At 30.4% G+C, this 18,232-nt stretch carries 17 protein-coding genes; 1 reads left to right on the plus strand and 16 read right to left on the minus strand.

Annotation, left to right across the window (positions count from 1 at the left end; genetic code table 11):
- Window positions 1–31 precede the first annotated feature (31 nt).
- From Mjas_RS04270 to Mjas_RS04325, 12 genes are read right to left on the minus strand one after another with little or no spacing between them, the layout of a single operon-like run.
- Window positions 32–3,763 carry a hypothetical protein gene (locus tag Mjas_RS04270; protein ID WP_421078519.1) on the minus strand — a complete coding sequence of 1,244 codons (3,732 nt, stop codon included), beginning with the start codon at window positions 3,761–3,763 and terminating at the stop codon, window positions 32–34.
- Window positions 3,753–4,241: a hypothetical protein gene (locus tag Mjas_RS04275; protein ID WP_421078520.1), complete on the minus strand. Its 489-nt coding sequence runs from the start codon at window positions 4,239–4,241 to the stop codon at window positions 3,753–3,755. The genes Mjas_RS04270 and Mjas_RS04275 overlap by 11 nt, the downstream gene beginning before the upstream one ends.
- Before the next feature lie 33 nt (window positions 4,242–4,274).
- Window positions 4,275–5,147 carry an RAMP superfamily CRISPR-associated protein gene (locus Mjas_RS04280; RefSeq protein ID WP_421078521.1) on the minus strand — a complete coding sequence of 291 codons (873 nt, stop codon included), beginning with the start codon at window positions 5,145–5,147 and terminating at the stop codon, window positions 4,275–4,277.
- Complete coding sequence (locus tag Mjas_RS04285; protein WP_421078522.1) at window positions 5,144–5,731, minus strand: hypothetical protein; 588 nt, start codon at window positions 5,729–5,731, stop codon at window positions 5,144–5,146. Before Mjas_RS04285 ends, Mjas_RS04280 begins: the two co-directional genes overlap by 4 nt.
- Window positions 5,721–6,368 (minus strand): hypothetical protein, encoded by a 648-nt coding sequence (locus Mjas_RS04290; RefSeq protein ID WP_421078523.1) that lies wholly within the window; start codon window positions 6,366–6,368, stop codon window positions 5,721–5,723. The genes Mjas_RS04285 and Mjas_RS04290 overlap by 11 nt, the downstream gene beginning before the upstream one ends.
- 1 nt (window position 6,369) lies before the next feature.
- Complete coding sequence (locus Mjas_RS04295; protein WP_421078524.1) at window positions 6,370–8,619, minus strand: hypothetical protein; 2,250 nt, start codon at window positions 8,617–8,619, stop codon at window positions 6,370–6,372.
- Window positions 8,620–8,641: 22 nt separating this feature from the next.
- Entirely contained in the window at window positions 8,642–9,382 is a 741-nt protein-coding gene (locus Mjas_RS04300; RefSeq protein ID WP_421078525.1) for a hypothetical protein, read from the minus strand.
- On the minus strand, window positions 9,337–10,302 hold the full coding sequence (locus Mjas_RS04305) for a hypothetical protein (protein ID WP_421078526.1): 966 nt from the start codon (window positions 10,300–10,302) through the stop codon (window positions 9,337–9,339). The genes Mjas_RS04300 and Mjas_RS04305 overlap by 46 nt, the downstream gene beginning before the upstream one ends.
- Window positions 10,303–10,361: 59 nt before the next feature.
- Complete coding sequence (locus tag Mjas_RS04310) at window positions 10,362–10,967, minus strand: GNAT family N-acetyltransferase (RefSeq protein WP_421078527.1); 606 nt, start codon at window positions 10,965–10,967, stop codon at window positions 10,362–10,364.
- Window positions 10,933–11,619 (minus strand): acyl-CoA dehydratase activase, encoded by a 687-nt coding sequence (locus Mjas_RS04315; protein WP_421078528.1) that lies wholly within the window; start codon window positions 11,617–11,619, stop codon window positions 10,933–10,935. The genes Mjas_RS04310 and Mjas_RS04315 overlap by 35 nt, the downstream gene beginning before the upstream one ends.
- Window positions 11,620–11,625: 6 nt before the next feature.
- On the minus strand, window positions 11,626–12,561 hold the full coding sequence (locus Mjas_RS04320) for a 2-hydroxyacyl-CoA dehydratase family protein (protein ID WP_421078529.1): 936 nt from the start codon (window positions 12,559–12,561) through the stop codon (window positions 11,626–11,628).
- A gap of 23 nt (window positions 12,562–12,584) precedes the next feature.
- Entirely contained in the window at window positions 12,585–13,868 is a 1,284-nt protein-coding gene (locus Mjas_RS04325; RefSeq protein ID WP_421078530.1) for a tRNA (N(6)-L-threonylcarbamoyladenosine(37)-C(2))-methylthiotransferase, read from the minus strand.
- A 216-nt stretch (window positions 13,869–14,084) separates the two neighbouring features.
- Between Mjas_RS04325 and Mjas_RS04330 the strand changes: the two genes are divergently transcribed.
- Window positions 14,085–14,609: a hypothetical protein gene (locus tag Mjas_RS04330; protein ID WP_421078531.1), complete on the plus strand. Its 525-nt coding sequence runs from the start codon at window positions 14,085–14,087 to the stop codon at window positions 14,607–14,609.
- Window positions 14,610–14,619: 10 nt separating this feature from the next.
- On the opposite strand, the gene Mjas_RS04335 is transcribed toward Mjas_RS04330, so the two are convergent.
- The 4 genes from Mjas_RS04335 to Mjas_RS04350 all read right to left on the minus strand — a co-directional run bounded on the left by Mjas_RS04335 (window position 14,620) and on the right by Mjas_RS04350 (window position 18,000).
- Window positions 14,620–14,988 (minus strand): dihydroneopterin aldolase family protein, encoded by a 369-nt coding sequence (locus tag Mjas_RS04335; RefSeq protein ID WP_421078532.1) that lies wholly within the window; start codon window positions 14,986–14,988, stop codon window positions 14,620–14,622.
- Between the two features lie 20 nt (window positions 14,989–15,008).
- Window positions 15,009–16,061, minus strand: a complete 1,053-nt coding sequence (locus tag Mjas_RS04340; protein ID WP_421078533.1) for a DHH family phosphoesterase — start codon at window positions 16,059–16,061, stop codon at window positions 15,009–15,011.
- 126 nt (window positions 16,062–16,187) lie between these two features.
- Window positions 16,188–16,940: an ABC transporter ATP-binding protein gene (locus Mjas_RS04345; RefSeq protein WP_421078534.1), complete on the minus strand. Its 753-nt coding sequence runs from the start codon at window positions 16,938–16,940 to the stop codon at window positions 16,188–16,190.
- Window positions 16,941–16,953: 13 nt separating this feature from the next.
- A complete protein-coding gene (locus Mjas_RS04350; protein WP_421078535.1) occupies window positions 16,954–18,000 on the minus strand; it encodes a FecCD family ABC transporter permease in 1,047 nt (348 codons plus the stop codon).
- Window positions 18,001–18,232: the final 232 nt, after the last annotated feature.

Raw genomic sequence — 18,232 nt, forward strand, 5'->3', positions numbered from 1 at the left:
AGCTCCCCGAGTGGCATTTCCTTTTCCTTGTTCAATATTTCAAGGATTCTTTTTCCTCTTCAGTAGGTTCAAACACTGAGCTTCTCCGTTTTACATCTTTATCAATTTCTTTAATTTCTCGCCCCAATTCTATTAAATTTTCTTTCATGCCCTTAATATCATCTAACCCCTCAATTATATCCAACTCAAATAATGTGGATTTTAATCCATCTAGTTTCTCTTCAATTTTATGTAATTTGTTATACAATTCATCCTTTTCGGATTCATTTTCAATTTTCATATCAATTTTTGTCTTTATATCAACAATATAGTCTTCATAGGATGAAATAAAGTTTTTCATATCCTCTTTTATGGAATCGTTGAGGTTCTGGTAAGAAGTGTCTCTGTCCTCAATGCTGAATGCAATATTGTATCTTATGGGCTTACAATTTAAAAGTTCACTATCTCTTATGATGCTGTTCAATATCGCTTCAACATCACCTTTTTTAGTGATAAATCCCTCCTTCAGCAATCTTTCCTTATTTTTTATACTGGTGGATATCTGGTTAATTTTTGATTTTATGAGCTCATCGTTGAATAAATATTTCTCTTTATATTGTGCAAAACCATGCTGTATTTCATATATGAGGTTTTCAAACTTTGAATTTTCTTCTTCAATATCCAAATGCTCCTTGTATTCGTCAATATTTCTAAATATGTCTTCCATATAACCGATTAGTTCTTTCCATGTTTGCCATTTATTATATTTATTAATAATATTGTCTTGATTCTTTTTTATATCATTCAGTTTAGTTTTAGCACCCTTTAATCTTTTAGCTAATTCCGCAAAATCTCCACCTGAATATTCTATACTTTCTTTGAGTTCTTTTGCTTCCCTTATGGAATTTTGACATTCTCTTTTTAGATTTGTTGGTATTCTGTTGATATGGTCAATTATTGATGCGAGAGAACTGCAGGTTATCGAAGCTTTACCCTCTTCATCTATCTTAGTCTTGATTCTATTCAATTCTGCAATTGTCTTATTTATCCGTTCCAACATGTTTGTTTTGTCATTGTTTAATCGTTCGGTTATTCTTCTGAACTCTACATTTATGCCTCGTTCCCAATCATTTATTCTGTCCATATATCCATGTAATTTATCTTCATTGTGTTCATTTTTAATTTCATTTTTTAAGTTAAAGTTTATTGACAAATTTGGAGTCTCCCCATATTCTCTACATATTTTAGCAACATATCCTGCCATATTTACAACTTCTTCAAACTTGTTCAACACATCCACATTTGATATTTGCCTTTGTTTTATCAAAATGTCATTGTCTTCGTCATATTTGATGTATCCCCTACTTTCGAGAAGTTTAATGACATCTTCAATTTCGTCTATTAAATAACCTTTTCCAAACGCATATTCTTCAATTTCATCCCATTTTACAGAACCGAATGTATCAAATTTATTTTTAAAGGTATCCCATATATCCTTTTCAAGCGGATGCATAGTGAGATTGAATTCCACCCTGTCGTCCCTGCCCCAGTATATGATTTTTATTAGATTTTTCCATTTTCCAGATTTGCATTCATCATAAAATCCTGAAACACTTGGATTTCTACTTCCAGTCAATTCACCCACAAGTTCTCTTTTTGTGGATTCGATAGGTTCCCCCCTTCTCTTTGAAATTGGTAGTTTTTTTAAATAACTTCGGTATCTGTCCAAATCCCTGTGGTAATTAACTGAGTGTATTAAAGTATGATAACAAGGGTATTTCATTACACAAAGCTTTGTGAATATCTCTTCAACCATTTTTTCATAATTTTTCGACAAATTGTGTTTATTTTTCAATTCATCGCTGAACAAAAATCTCTTCAAATACCTGACAAGCAAACTTTTCAATGATTTAATTTCCCCTTCAAATTTTGTATAGATCTCACTATTTTCTTCTAAATTATCAAGATGTTTCAAAAGACATAGCATGAACATTGGATTTACATCCTGTGGTTTTACATAATTTTGAAGTATTTTTAAATCCCCCGGAAGTTCATGCTCAGCAACTTTTTTAAGCATGTCAAACTTAAACACCACATGTCCAGCATTGTAATCGATTCTCAAATCATCCGTGTTGGAGATATCACCATGGTTACCAACATCAAGCACAAATTCATAGGAGATATCACCAGCTTTACCGACCAGTCTTTCTACGAATGATTTGCTTTTTTCATTTAACTCTTTTCTAACAACATAGGTTTCCACAAACCTGTTTGGATATTTCGGATTGAATGTCCCTTCCAAAAAAATGAAATGACCATTTGGTATTGGGGTATCATCCTTGTAAGTCCATCCAAATATCTGATTTCCCCGCCTTCTTGGAAAAATCTCAGGCATTAGATATTTCAAAAATGCATCGGTCATGTCTCCCTCATACATTTCATTTTCAGCAAAATGAGTCCTAAACTTTATAATCTGCTGAGTTATGAAATCATTGCTATCTCCATGTTCCAATCCTTCAAGTGAGTATCCCTCGATGGTGTATTTTATGATTGTTCCATATAATTTCTTTTGGAGCTCCTCAAATGCATTCCATAATCCATATGCCTTAATTTTGTCTTCACTAATACCATTTGGAAATGCCCCTAAAAACTTAATAACATTTCGTTTTTCTTCGGAATTAATTTCATTCAAAGACAGAGCTCGGTTTAACTCTTCAACATATTTTGGTTGGACATACTCCACTTTATTATTCAATACATCATTAACAAAATCCAAAACATCATAAGAGTTCATAGTGTCTTTGTAAATTGTGCATGCCCTTTTGAAAGCGTTTATCACAGTTCTTGGACCTCTCCCCAAATGCTCCTTTGAAGATACTTCACCAATAGACCTCAAGCAGTCTTTTGTTATTATATCATATGGTTCAAATCCAAATTTTTCCCCATATATTTTCCAAAGATTTTCAGCAAAAGTGTTGGTGTATATATTTATTAAATTCAAATAGAATTCATCCTTTTTCAGCCTATCAATCAAATCCCCTGCCCGTGTAGCCAATTCTTCTTCCTGATAATCCGGAATTATAAATAATATCCCTATCCCTTCATTGTAAGTTCCCAATTCAAAAACAAAGTTTCTAAGTTCGTTAATTGTGTTTGTGCTAGTAATACCCTGAACTTCATCAACGAATATCGCCAAACCCTCAAAATTTTCTTTTATAATTCCATTTATTTCCTTCAAAAACCGCATCAATATTTTCGGCGTGATACCAATTACTAAATTATCACTTAATTCATTGATTATATCCTCAGCTTCATTTCTTGTTAATCGTTTCTTTTGCTGTAAATCCCTGATTACTTTTTCTCTACCTTCTGCTCTGTATTTTAGGTGGATTTCTTCAATAGTGTTTAAATACTCAGGATATTTGTGTTTAAAAACATATCTTGTCCAGCCATAAACTGCATCCATTATGCTATCAAGCTTCCCATCGAATTTAAACGGAGGAACTGCTAATATATTATTTTCCTTACAGAAATTCCATAAACTTAGAGCCTTACTTGTTTTTCCATAGCCATACGGTGCAGAGATATATCCTTTTACAGTTTTTCCCTTTTTTATTTCCCTCACAAATCTTTTATCAAAATCAGAACTCCCCACTTGAATATATGTAGAAAGATATTTCTCATAGTTTGCATAAATTTCATCTGGTTTTTCCATAAAGTTTTCTGGCGAGTATGTATCTACAACAATACTTTTGTTGATAATATATTCCAAATTACCAATCATAAACAACCCCTCTGAAAATTTTCCACAAATTATTGTTCGAATAATTTTTATTGATGTTTATATTTAGACTTTTCAAATTATCAAGCACTTTGACAATATCACTATTATCGAGTGTTAATTTTACAGAATATGGGACTGACTTTATTTTAGTGATATATATCACTTTTTCACTTTTTGTCGTGGTTAATCGTCTAATATCTTTTATGTTAGTTAGCCTCCCATTATCTATAACTGCATAAGGCACATTTTTCGAATATTCTTTATATTTTTTTTCATTTTCAAAATACTTAAAACCATCCATTACAAAAATCCATCCTAAAAATGTTTTTCCAACACCTCCATCCCCATATAATCCTACAACATCATCATATAGTAAATATTCATTTACCCTATCGTATGCCTCTTTTTGACTGTCAGTCATCCAATCTTTATTGTAATTATTCTTTATATAATTGATTATTTCAAGGTAATTTACCATAATTTCCCAATTATTTTTCATTGTTGTTATAATTCAGTAAACACTTACAACTACACTACCAGCACCTTTGCTTTTTTGCCCACCTAATATTTTTATATTTTGTATTGCAGGAATTAATACTTCTTCAATTAAAAATTTCGCTCTTTTATCTTTATCGCCTTCTCTCCATTTTTCGAGCCATTTGTCAATTACAACATTGTTAATTTTTCTTGCATCTCCAAATTGAATACTCTGCATTTCAAGGATTGGAGTTGATATTATAATTTCAATGTTTCCTTTAAATATAGAACCAGGTCCAACATGCTCCCCTTCAACTTTTGCCCCCTTAGCAGCAGTTCCTGTTTTTCTATCAATTCTTATGTTTGTTTGGTCTATCACGCCACCTTCATTTTCCATACAGAAATTTCCAATTCTTAAAAATCCCATAATTCCCGTAGCTCCCATAAAATAACATACTGGACATATCCCTAAATTTCCAGCATATATTTTATCTTCTTCAACTTTAACTTCACAATGTCCAATATATTTTTTCCCATCCATTTTTCCCCTATATGCCCATAATAATTCTTGTTCTGCTTTTGTTGGATTTGGGGTGGGTATGCAAGGTTTCAATAATTTATTCTCAATATTAAATATTTTAGCAAATTCATCAATTTTTTCAATAAACAATAGTTCTAATTCATGTCTTAGAGCTCCTTTAAAACTACTTGCAGGTATTGCAGGTCTTCCATTTATTTTAAACACAGGTGTTTTCTTTTCATTTAGTGGTGAAGGAGATGCTCCTATATGTAAAAAACTATCTTCACAAACCGTTATTGTTATTGGAATCTCCAATACTTTAACTCTCCCCAAAGTTTTTTCATTAAGATTGATTTTATTTTCTCCAATATTTATTTCCATACTCATCTTATTACCTCCCAGTATTTTTCTAATGAATTAAGTTTTCTAACAATGAAGGCTATTTTTTCTCTTGGAACACCTGCATCATATAATTCCATAGTATAATTAAGAACTTTTGTTAATGCACGGTTTTTTGGGAATGGGGATTTTTCTATCTTATTCGTGAAGTATTCTATAACAATTGATTTTTCATATCTTTCAATAACCTTTCCGTAGTCATTCATATTTGGTAATTTGCATTCCACAAGCCCATACCATTCAAGAGTTTCAAATAGTTGTTTTAAGAGATGTTGTTTGTTTTTGTATGAGTTTTTTAACCAGTTTGCTCGTTCTTCTGTTAATTCTTTAATTTTTGACTTCCTCCATCCTTTGGAATATTTATCTTTATGTTTTATTTGACTAATTCTATCATCAATCATATTTTCAAATTCATCTTTTTTTCCTTTTTCATATAATTCTTTAAGTTTTTTCCAGTCATCTCTCTCAAAGAGTTTTGGAATGGTATCTTTTTTATGACTATCGTAAGGACTATCGAATATATCTATATCATTTAAAACTTTTTTAAAAATCCCATCCATTTTACTCGTCATAATAAGTCCCCTCCATATTTTTTATTAATACATCTGGAGCCTTAACTAAACTTCTTGGGAATAATGCCCTTTTATAAATTCCACTTACTAAATCTTTAGATTTAAACAAATAACCATATATTGGGGAAATTATTTTAATCCCAAAATCCTCTGCTTCATCTTCAAATAACTTGACATTTAGAAATCCCTGTTTTAGTTTGGATTCAATTTCTTCAACTTTTGTAATTTTTGTTCTTCCAAATCCCTTACTTTTCAAAGCTCCCATCTGGAATTCAAAACCTTCTAATATTTCCTTATGTAATCCCTCTTCTTCTGCTCTTTTGAGTGGAATATATACTTCTGCTTTAATATTATTATCTCCATTTTCTGGCTTTATATATTCGGTGAATAGGGGTATTTTAGAAGTTTCAAAAACTCTATCTCTAACTGAGCAGGTGAATTCATCAAATTCATAACTATCCTTTTCAAAAAATCCAACCGCAGGAACTTCAACACCAAAATAGTGTTTTAATGCCCCTTCAATTGTGGATGAAGGTATCGTTTCTTGGCATGGCCTATAAACACCCCCTTTTATTCTTTCACCAATGATAACAGACTCAATTTCAAGATGCAATTTAAGGAGTTTTACATTAGTCATTTTACCCTCCCCTTTGTAGGATCCTACATAAATTCAAAATCTTAAATGGATGTATATTTTTTGTAAATAACTTATGCACCTCAGGGTATTTTTTCATGTTGTTGAAAACTTCAATGTTTAAGTATATCTCAGAATTCAGTGAACTCTCTAGTTCAGTGAGTTTATATAAAAATGACTTTGATTTTATATCATTAATGACTTTAAGTATATTATCTACTTCATTTTTTGAGTAGTTTTCGATGAATGCATTATGTTTCCTTACATTTAGGAAACTTTTTTCTTCTTTTTCAAAGAACCTCCAATGTTCTCTAATTGGATATTTTATATTTGAAATGCTCAAAGATAAGTTTATTGGGCAGTCGTTATTTCCTTTAACATCTGGGAAATATTTATTAAAAACCCCTAAATATGTTTTGATAATTTCTTTGGTTAAGTCAGGAGAATATTTGAAAACACCTAACTCCTCGTAATCGGAGATTGGTTTTTTGATGTCATTTCGGTCCTCAAATTTTTTCCAAAACTCTTTTAACATTTTTTCATAATCTTTATTAAAGTCAATTTGTGGTGCTAAGGGTCTAAATTCATTTAAAATCGATGTTATATACTGTTTTTTATTTTTTATGATTTTTATCTTTTCCTCTAAGGAGTTCAATTTGTCATAAGCTTTCTTTGATTTTAATTTATTCTTTAGTTTCTTAATTTCCTTTTTAATCTTTTTAATTTTTTGAGATAATTCTTTTAACCTTTCTATTTCTTCATTATTTATACTACTACCATTTCTGGCTTTCTTCTTTAATATTTCATGTTCTTTCTTTTTTTCATCTAATTCATTTTCTTTTTCTTTAAGTTTACCTATTTCCGATTTGATTGAATCATATTTACTAACTACTTTATCAAAAATTTTTGGATATATCTGTTCTATGTATTCTTCAAATGCTTTTATTAACCAGTCTTCTAATTTTCTTTGATCTATTGAAAACTTAAACCAACAAACTCTAACACTCTCTTTTTCCCACTTTTCTGCATATTCTCTAAATGGTTCTCCCATTTCTCTAATTTTCTGGCATTTTTTACATATCCATTCTTTAATATTTTCTTTTTCTCTTTCTATTCCTTTTCTTTGCTGACATATATCACAGATTGGAGGATTTATTTCATCAGGTATATCTGGTAAAAGATATTTTTTATAAATCTTAGCATCGATATTATTAATGCCTGATTTTCTTTTTTCGAGTATTTTTACATCTAATGTGGATTCAAACAGTTCTAACTTTGATACAATTTCATTCACTTCAATATAAAATCCATAATCTAAAAATGGTTTAAATATCTCTTTTAAATCTTGATTTAATGGTAAAAATAATATAACAAAATCTGATGTAGCAAACAATATTTCATCTTCAAACTTATTTGTGAGATAATTTATAAGTTCATTTCTTTTTTTAAGTAAGTTTATATCACGTAATCTAACAAATGAATGAGGAAATCTAATCCAACATTTTACTAATCTCCATTCCCAGTTATTTTTAGCATCATTAATTGTTTTAGCTTTTTCTTCATCATATTCGATAGTAATTGAACCATCAGATTCGATATTAAATCTTGTGTTTTTCATTAGAACTCGATATATTTTACCAACTAATTCAACGTGGGCGTAAAGAGAAGTTATATTTCTTAAAATACTCTTATCTTCAGGAGTTAAAAGAAGATTTTCTTTATATTTATTTAAAAAATCTTTTCCAGAATTACAATTGTCAATTTCCTCAAATACTTTTTTCAAATTATCAATATTATTAAATGCAGCCCAATATTTTCCTGTTTTTTCCATATTGTCGTAGAATGTCGTATTCCAAGGTTTATAAACTCCTTTATTTAAATTAACATCTTCAAGGCTTATTTCCTTTAATTCTTCAAACCCGTCCTTATCAGAAATTGCCCTCGATACTGACGACGCTATATTATCTGCAAGAATTAATAAAAAAACATAATATCTACAAATTTCAGGAATTTCTTTATCCCATTCGTTTATATCCATGCGATTATCCACTTCATGATGATATTGCCCCAACCATGATGGTGATGATGATTTAGTGAGATAATAACCTTTGTTTCGTAGTTCTTGAAAGTCAAAATTAACAAAGCAATGTCCCTTCCATGGTTTTCCATTGAGATTTTTAATATCTTCTTTAACTTTATCATCAACCAACTTCCCAATATCATGTAATTCTGGAATAAATTGTTTATTTATCATACCCCTCCCTCCAAATACTTACTTACAAAATATCATCAAATGTCCATTTACGATTTAATCTACTGGATTTACCAAATAACTTCGTTGAAACCTCTAAAAAGTTGTAAATCATATCGCACTGTTTTAATATGCTGTCAAAATTATTTCTATCTATCATTGCAAATTTACACAATTCTTCAATCTTTTCGTCATCAAGAAGTATCAATGACCCATATTCACCCCCCCACTGTTTGTTGTAAATATAATCTATTCCCCATAACATCAAATGCGGTTGGCAGTAGCTCCTTAAATTGAACACATTGCTATCATCTACTGGATTTGGCTCTAACGCTGAAATAAAGTTTAATGCTCCCCTTACACTGTTTTGACTAAATGATATATTTTCAATACCTTCTTCCAAAGCTCGTTCTTTTACTTTTTGTTCAATATCTTGAAGATTTATTTTTTTTTCACAGTATTCGTTGTAAAGTATATCTATTACATTTCGGTATGACCATCCAATAGGTTCTTCTGATGAATACATCTTATAATGCAAATAATTGTTAAATGTTATTTCGTCCATTTCTAAAAGTTTTTCAATGTCATTGTTAGATATTATTTTATTTTTTATGATTATGCTCTCATCAATTACCGTTTTTATATATTGAGGTAGAGAGTTTTTTATTTCATCCCTTTTGGATGAGTTATTGTAGTGTATTACTTCCAATATTTCCCTTATCACTTCTGGCTTAGCGTTATGTCTAATATGGTATCCTCCTGCCATTTTTTCACCGTTTCATGTGTTACTATAATGTTATGCAATGACCGATACATTCGGTTTTTCCGCAATTCATTCAATGAACTACAAAAATAACACTCATGATTATTTTTTAACTCATTGAATACATAATGGTATCCAACATAGTGGTTTTTACATATCCTCGGACTCTTCCCCGTTATATTTACCCTTTTATTAGGCAAAAATACATCTCCAAATCCCCCTGCCTTATCCCAACTACTACTATCAAAGCTATCTATATATTCTCTAATCCTATTTATAGAACTCGGTCCCCCTATGCCAAAGGCATGCAATTCAAACCCATAATCTTTTGCCAATATGGATAAATATCTTAAATTTTCTAAACTCTTTTTTGTTAATATGTTTATAGCATTATTTTTCCCACTTGTTCCGAAACTTCCAAATCCAATCCTTTTAACATTTAGCTCAGAATAACTATTGACGCAATGGTATATCTGCTCCTTGGTGATTCCCTGGACAACGGGGATAAATTTTTTTTCATATTTGCCGTTAAACTCTTCGCTAAAACTTTTCGCACAGTAGATGGTTTCATGAACCTTCCCCCATGCAACTTCAACACTATCAGAGGAAACCGGCGGAGAATCTGGAAGAACATACCAATCTCCCCATTTATTATCTTCGTAGAATTGCTTCAACTTGCATAAAAGGTCTTCCATTGTCAATTTGCCCTGTTGAACATAAAAACCACCACTGTCAAACATTATTGTTGAGTTTTCTTCCTCTTTTAATCTTCTAATCATGTTTGCAGTCCCCTGCGATGCCATGATTGGCGTAAATATTATATTTTCAAACGCCCATTTTTTAGGTTCATGTTTTTTCAACAAATCCCACATTTTTTTAATTTGACCGGGAGATATCGTCATAGATGCAAAAAATTCCACCATAGTTTCCCTTAATAGATTTTTCTCCATTTTTTGAATATTATTATATTAAATAACGTATTTTATGCAATATATTTAGCCATTAAAACCAAGTCCTTATTTCCCCTAGTATGATTTTTTAAAATACCTTCTATTACAAAACCATTTTTCACAAAAAATCTCAATCCATTTTCATTGGATTTTGGAACTTCTGCATATATTTTGCGTTTTCCCATCTCTACACATTTGTTCTCTAAAAAAGATATGAAGTATTTTCCCAAAGCATTATCTTTATGTTTTTTATCAACTGCAATATAGTTGATTTTTAAGTAGCCTGGTTTCTCACCATAAACCATAACTCCAATTAAATCATCATAATCATTTAAATTTTTCTGTTTTCTGTTCTGATTGAATATACCAACAATATGTATGGTTTTTGGTCTAGTAATCCATTGTTTTATGGAAGATTTATGGACAAATCCCCAAATATTTGAGTAGGACAACAATATCTCTTGAACTTTATCAACATGATCAACATCAACAATATAATCAACCGTAAGATTAACTTTAACTTTATCTGCGGATTTACTGGAAATTTTTTCATTTTTGAATTTTTTATATAAATCATAAATTTCAAACAGCATTGCTTGCTGTTTAGTTAATAATTCTTCGTTCTGCTTCGATACCATATCTTCTCGCCCCTATTGCATTTATAAATTGAGGGTTTTCTGGAACATAAATTTCCTTGCCAGTGATTTCTTTAAAATATCTTATGAAAGACCGATTTTCTGCCACCCCGCCTGTTAAAGCCACAGTTTCATATTCAAATGGAATAATATCATTTACTTTTCTTGCTATGGTATAATTTACTGAAGCAATTATGTCTTCAATATTATATCCATTTACGAGATAGTTAACTATTTCAGATATTGAAAACACGGCACAGGTATTGTTTAAGATTAACGGCTCTTCTACATAATATTTTTCAAAATCCTCGATATCTATATTTAAATAAGTGGCAATAGTTTGCAAAAACAAACCTGTTCCTGCACCACATTTATCATTCATTGTAAATTCTAATGTTTTTATATCTATTATCTTTATATCTTGGCCACCAATATCAATTATTATATCTACATCTTTTCCCCTAATTCCATAAATTGCAGCAGTTATCTCAGTTATACTGTTTTTAAACTTTTTTCTGAAATATCCGGTAGCAAATATGGAGTCATTATTGTTATAATTTTCTAATAATTCATTTAATTTGAATATTGGATATTTTTTAAACTTTTTTCCATCGTATATTTTTATATTCGTTGAACCAACATCTATTCCTATCATAATGTCTCATCCCATCAATTCAATAAATGCCTCAATTCTTAATTTTATCTGCTCAGGGGTTTTTTGTGGAATGTCTCCTTCAATAGTTAGCATTGGATAATCAATAAACTCTCTTAAAATTTCATCCTCTAATTTATGATGACAGCTCATTTGCGTGTAATGGATTACTCCATCCACCTTTCTTTTTTTCAATTCTTTTTTTATGATTTTGATCCTATGTTTTATATGATTTGCAAATGAGTATGTAGAATAACTATCTACTATTTCGTTTATTGACTTACCTCCCATTCTAATAAATTCATATGCGAGCTCATTATAAACACAGTGAATTCCTATATCCTCCAAGTATTCATAAAAATCATTGAAAATTGGCGGGATGCCTATAATTGCTATTCTTTTGTTATATTCAATATCGAGCTCACTATATAGCAATTTTTTGACTTTATCTTTGTATTTTCCCACATCCCCCTCTAAATCACTTGCTGATATACATGTATAGAATGCATCTACTCCTTTTATTTTATCATTGTAGCATAATTTATCAACTTTTTTAACAAGTTTTTTGATATTATATACTTCGCCCATTTTAGTTTTGTCAATTTCCCCATTAGATAAAAACATAGTAAGTTTTTTTAATTCATTCTTAAAATGTTCCTTATCGCCGAATTGATAAAAGAAATAATGTGTAGGGATATTCTTTTTTATTTCCAATTTCTCAGCATCTACAAGTGAATTTTGACAGTCCCCGCCAGCAACAACAATTAATTTATCAATTTCAATATTATTTTGTAGAACAAGATCCCTCCATGTTGCAGTCCAAGCGCATAATTTGTTTTTTGGAATCATGTTTGATTGTGGAACAAAGTTGTTTAAATCGATAGGAGTATTATTTGTTGAATAGACAATTTCTGGAGGGACTATTGCAGTAATACCTACTTTCATAATTACACCAATTGTTATTTCTATTAATCCAATATCTCCCCAAACAAACCAAAAGTCTTTGCGTCGGTTATTTTTACATTTCTAAACTCTCCAATGTTTATGTTTTTATTTTCACTGTTAAATTTAACAACTTTGCAGTTATGGGCAATTCCTTTATCCTTTTCAGTAATTAAAACCTTCAATGTCTTTCCAATATACTTTTTATTATTTTCATAGCTGAGCTCCCTTCTTAATTTATCCAATATCTCAGACCTTTTTTTCCTAACTTTTGTATCTACCTGTTTTAATCTAGCTGCTTCGGTATGCTTTCTCTGGGTGTATTTTGCACCGTGGATATAATCAGGATTTATTTTTTTCAAAACTTCAAGAGTGTTCTCAAAGTTTTCTTCTTTTTCAGTAGGGAATCCAACAATTATATCTGTATTGAAGTTCAAGTCTTTCACTTTTCTTTTAAATTCATTTACTATGCTAATAAATTCATCGACGGTGTATTCTCTTCTCATATCCTTTAAAACTTGGTCATCTCCACTTTGAATAGGCAGATGCAAGAATTTTGCAACTTTGTCATTTTGGTATGATTCTATGAGCTCATCAATTATATGAGGAACATTTTTCGCATGCATCATTCCAATTCTCATATCGAATTCTCCATCAATAGAGGCAATATCATTTATTAAGTTCGGAAGGGTGTCATTTTTATCAAATCCATAGCATGCGGTATCCTGTGAAGTTATAAGGATGTGCTTCACTCCGTTGTTTATAAATTCCTCTGCCTTTTTAATTAGTAAATCCCTATCATAAGATATTAATCTTCCACGGGCAACCTTGACAATGCAGTAGGAGCATTTTCCAACACATCCCTCTGAAATAGGGAGCGGCATAATTAAAGAGTTTTCAGGTTTTAGGTATTTTAATTTATCATTTAAGTCTATAGATGATGAATTATTGCATGGATTATATCTATTATGAATTACATACTCGTGAATTATATTTCCAGATAGATGCGCCTCTTTTGGCATTACTAAAACATCGCCTTTATCTTCGACCTTTTCCTTCAATGCCTTTGGCATACATCCTGCTACAATAACTTTTTTGTTTAAGGATTTAAAATGTTCTATTCTTGAAATCATTCTGTGTTCTGTCTCCAACCTAACAGCACATGTATTTATAACTATGATATCTGCATCTTCTGGGTTCTGAACTATTTGAAAATCTTTAAATACAGCTATTGAATTTTTTATTATATTTGTATCTGCTGTATTCAGCGTGCAACCGTATCCTTCAATGTATATTTTTAGTCCGTTCATGGTATCCTCATACTTATTTAAATTTTAATTAAATTAATCAAAATTTAAAGAAAAAATTTTATAAAATAGATATGAAGTTTTTAGGTAATATTTTAAATGAAAATTGTAAATTTATTTTATTTAAAAAATGTATTATAACAAACAAGAATGTATTGTTAAAAACTTGTATATAAATATAATTAAATTAATATTTAAAAAGTTATTTAGGGCGGTAATATGTTTAAAAAAATTATGTTTTTAATGCTGCTAATTTTTAGTTTATTTGGAATGGTTTATGGTGAAACGATAGATATTGGAGGTGATTTAAGATTAACAAAAACTGTTCCTTACGATAATTATACTTTCCCTTTGAATATAGATTCAAGTGAAGATAAGTATCTCTTAAGATTTACCCATTATGGAGCTGCAACTTTTAACACTACCACTAAAATATATTTATATCTGAATGGTCATCTCATATATACTATCGATGATACAAATAATAAAGCTCCATTTAATGAGGGTTATGTAAGTGTTCCAGTAGATAAAAGTTATTTTGAAATACATGGGGATAATATTTTGCAATTAGAGGGATCAATCAATAACAATTATTATGTTGTTAAGGATTTTGAACTAACATATAATAGCACATCTACGGCTTCGACACCTATGAAGGTGCCACCTCCAATTCCTGCGCTAATTCTCAGTATTCTATTAATTACAATCTTAATTTTAAGAAATAAAAATATGATAAATAATTAACATTAAAAAATTATAAAATCTCTTCAACATACATTAGTGGATAATCCAACTCTTTGATATATCTTAATCTTAACGATGCAATAGTATTATTTACTTTTATCTTTAATTTAACATTTAGCATATTGCCATCCAATGAAACATATTTATCTTCTTTTAAATCTCCAACAATTTCAACCTTAATATCTTCAACACAAGGTTGATTTTTCATAGCTTCTTCAATGGATTTTTCTAATATCTCCTTATTTTTTAAACTTATAGGCGTTCCAACGAATTGATGAAACAGAGCTCCGAGAGTAATACCTCCTTCAAAAACTGCCCTTTCCCTATCTGATAAATTTTTAAAGTAGCTGTTGAATATCTCATTTTCTTCAAGTTTCATAATCTCACCATTAAATTTTATTAACTAATAAATTCTTTTTTAAACATCCCATAACATAAATTTAAAACTTCTTTTATAACTTCATCTTTATTTCTTCCCTTCTCATATTTTGCATTTAAACCTGCGGCTTCTGCATGGCCCCCGCCTTTTCCACCCAGTTCCTTTGCAATCTTTTCCATCAAACTACCCAGATGAACTTTTCTTGAAATGGATTTTCTACATCTCGCACTTATTCTTATTTCTCGGTCTCTCTTCCTCACTGCAACCACAAAGGACACATCTGCACCAATGGACACTATTGTTTTTGCACAGGATGCCTCGTGGGAGCTCACATGAGATAGTGCAATAACGCATTTATTTACTTCCTTTAATTCCATCCTACTACATGCCTTTAAATGTGCTATTCTCTTACTTTCATCACTTTCCTGAGTAAGAAGGTATAAAATCTTCTGGAAACTTATTCCCTTTATAAGCCATGCTATTGTATTGAATGTCCCTTCATTTGCAAGTTTTAAATGCTTTGTATCATAGACGATTCCGCATAATAGGGCAGTTCGGATGTTCTTTGGTGGATATATATTCATTTCCCTAAATATATTTGAAACTATTTCACAGGTGGAAGGAGCTCTTTCATTTACAATGTATAAATCGCATAAATTTATTAAATCTGTTTTTCTATGGTGGTCGATTAAAATTATTTTTGATTCCTTTAATTTATTTTCATCAACAGATACTTGGTTTAAGCTGGATGTATCCACAAAAAAAACCACTTTTGCCAATTTTGGATAATATACAATCTCAATATTATCGTTTAATTCATCCAATACTGCCCTTGATAATTTGCTTACAGAATTCGCAGATATTCTAATGTTTTTATTTTTTGATTTATTTAATGTATTTGCAAGATACTTTAATCCAATAGCTGCACCGACTGCATCAGGGTCTGCATTGTGATGACATAAAAATAATATATCGTTTTCCTCCCGAAATATTTTTTTAAGCTGGATTAATATATTGTCGTCAGACAATTCACAAATCTTTGATTTGGGTATATTTTCGTTAATCTTATCCATAATTACACCAAAAATAGTAGTAAATTAAAATTAAAAAATAGAAAATAAAAACAATATGCATGTTATATACTAAATAATATAAAAATGTTATATTAATGTATATTGTTATTTTATTATTTTATCATATTATATCGGAACAACAACGGGTATTCCTTTGTATTCATCCACATGAGCTCTGACGCCATAAACTGCCTCAATATTTTCAGGAGTAATTACCTCTTTCCCACCTTCTGCAAAAATCTTCCCATCTTTCAGCATTATAAATTTATCGGAAAATCTTAAAGCAAGATTCAAATCATGCATTACAATAATTAAGGCAATATTCTTGGATTTTGAAATATCCCTAATAATTTTTAGGGATTCCAGCTGGTTTTTTAAATCAAGATTGTTTGTAGGTTCATCGAGTAAGAGAACATGAGGTTCTTGAACAAGAGCTCTTGCAATTATCACCTTCTGCAACTCGCCGCCGCTTAATTCATTTGTGTATCTTAAAGCATAATCTTCCAAATTCATAAGTTTTAAAATATTATTTACTAATTCAATATCTTTTTCTGATATTTCCCATTTTATGTGGGGTTTTCTTCCCAAAAGCACAGTATCAAACACAGTCATGTAGTTTCCATCTGCCCGCTGTGGAACATATCCCATTTTCTTTGCAATTTCTAAATTATCCAGTTTATCAATATCATAATTATCTATTAATATAGTCCCCTGCTTTGGTTTTAAAATTTTATTTATGCATTTTATAAGTGTTGATTTTCCAGCCCCATTAACTCCAAGAATGGAAACAACATCTCCTCTATTAACCTTAAATTTCACATTTTCCAGTATTCTTTTGCTTTTATATGAAAACTCAATGCCATCAACTGAAAGAATCATAATTACCACTTTTTTACCTTTTATACATTCTCATAATCAGATACAAAAACATCGGAGCTCCCATAAATGACGTTAGTATTCCAACAGGCAATACTATTGGAGATATTATTGTTCTTGCAAATGTATCGGCAATTAACAACAAAACCGCACCAAATAGTGCTGATATAGGAATTAAAAATCTATAATCTCCACCAATAAATATCCTCACAATGTGGGGGCATATAAGCCCTATGAATCCAATTATTCCTAAGAATGCCACATTTACAGCGGTTAACAGTGAAGCTATGAACATCCCTATTAATCTGGTTCTTTCGGTATTAACTCCCAATGATTTTGCAGTTTCTTCTCCCGCCTCCAATGCGTTGTAGTCCCACCGCTTGTATATAAAATACAACAATGCAGGAATCATAATTGCAACCATAATGTATATTTCATCCCATAGCGGTCTTCCCAAGTCTCCAAATGTCCAATAGACCATTGCCGCAAGCTGTAAGTCGTCGGCGAAGTATTGTATCAACATTGTGGATGCTGTAAATAGTGAGCTCATAGCTACCCCCGCCAAAATCATGGCCTCAGGAGACAACCCCCTCAGTTTTGCAAGCAATAGTATAACAAAAACTCCAATTAATGCACCGAGAAATGCAAAAATTGTAATGGAGTAGGGATTATTTACAAATATACGACCTGTGCTTTCTGCACCTCCTGCACCGAGAAGTATTATTGCGAGTGCGGCACCAAACATTGCTCCATGAGAAATTCCCATTGTAAATGGACTTGCAAGGGGATTCCTTAAAATACACTGCATAACTGCCCCAGCAACAGCCATGGATACTCCAGCGATTATTGCGGCAAAAACCCTTGGTAATCTAATATTCCAAATAACTAACTCCGCATTACCTGTTCCATTACCTATTAAAGCATCTACAACCTGATTGACAGTTAATCTATAATCTCCAACACACATTGCATATATTGCACTTAAAAATAAGATTATTAATAATATAATCCCAAAAGTTATCTTCTTTTCAGTATATTGTTTATATTTTTGTGGAATATCCATATTATCACATTTAAATTAAATATTGGCTGTAAATTTATTTTATCGACACTGTAATAATATAATATTATGTTAATAAAAATTAGTATTATCCAAAAATTATTATTATCAAATATAAATATTTAGCTGTTTATAATAATTAATCTTAAAAATAGAGAAAATTTCATAAAAATAAAATAATTAAATAGGATAGGATGATTGATGGATTTTTTGACCCAATCCTTATTTGAATATT

This window comes from Methanothermococcus jasoni (genome assembly GCF_049075655.1).
Lineage (GTDB): Archaea > AGJL01 > Methanococci > Methanococcales > Methanococcaceae > Methanofervidicoccus.

Bases quoted from the DNA above. Each gene is read 5' to 3' on its own strand.
- Mjas_RS04270 (WP_421078519.1), bottom strand. From the start codon at position 3,763: ATGATTGGTAATTTGGAATATATTATCAACAAAAGTATTGTTGTAGAT.
- Mjas_RS04275 (WP_421078520.1), bottom strand. From the start codon at position 4,241: ATGGTAAATTACCTTGAAATAATCAATTATATAAAGAATAATTACAAT.
- Mjas_RS04280 (WP_421078521.1), bottom strand. From the start codon at position 5,147: ATGAGTATGGAAATAAATATTGGAGAAAATAAAATCAATCTTAATGAA.
- Mjas_RS04285 (WP_421078522.1), bottom strand. From the start codon at position 5,731: ATGACGAGTAAAATGGATGGGATTTTTAAAAAAGTTTTAAATGATATA.
- Mjas_RS04290 (WP_421078523.1), bottom strand. From the start codon at position 6,368: ATGACTAATGTAAAACTCCTTAAATTGCATCTTGAAATTGAGTCTGTT.
- Mjas_RS04295 (WP_421078524.1), bottom strand. From the start codon at position 8,619: ATGATAAATAAACAATTTATTCCAGAATTACATGATATTGGGAAGTTG.
- Mjas_RS04300 (WP_421078525.1), bottom strand. From the start codon at position 9,382: ATGGCAGGAGGATACCATATTAGACATAACGCTAAGCCAGAAGTGATA.
- Mjas_RS04305 (WP_421078526.1), bottom strand. From the start codon at position 10,302: ATGGTGGAATTTTTTGCATCTATGACGATATCTCCCGGTCAAATTAAA.
- Mjas_RS04310 (WP_421078527.1), bottom strand. From the start codon at position 10,967: ATGGTATCGAAGCAGAACGAAGAATTATTAACTAAACAGCAAGCAATG.
- Mjas_RS04315 (WP_421078528.1), bottom strand. From the start codon at position 11,619: ATGATAGGAATAGATGTTGGTTCAACGAATATAAAAATATACGATGGA.
- Mjas_RS04320 (WP_421078529.1), bottom strand. From the start codon at position 12,561: ATGAAAGTAGGTATTACTGCAATAGTCCCTCCAGAAATTGTCTATTCA.
- Mjas_RS04325 (WP_421078530.1), bottom strand. From the start codon at position 13,868: ATGAACGGACTAAAAATATACATTGAAGGATACGGTTGCACGCTGAAT.
- Mjas_RS04330 (WP_421078531.1), top strand. From the start codon at position 14,085: ATGTTTAAAAAAATTATGTTTTTAATGCTGCTAATTTTTAGTTTATTT.
- Mjas_RS04335 (WP_421078532.1), bottom strand. From the start codon at position 14,988: ATGAAACTTGAAGAAAATGAGATATTCAACAGCTACTTTAAAAATTTA.
- Mjas_RS04340 (WP_421078533.1), bottom strand. From the start codon at position 16,061: ATGGATAAGATTAACGAAAATATACCCAAATCAAAGATTTGTGAATTG.
- Mjas_RS04345 (WP_421078534.1), bottom strand. From the start codon at position 16,940: ATGATTCTTTCAGTTGATGGCATTGAGTTTTCATATAAAAGCAAAAGA.
- Mjas_RS04350 (WP_421078535.1), bottom strand. From the start codon at position 18,000: ATGGATATTCCACAAAAATATAAACAATATACTGAAAAGAAGATAACT.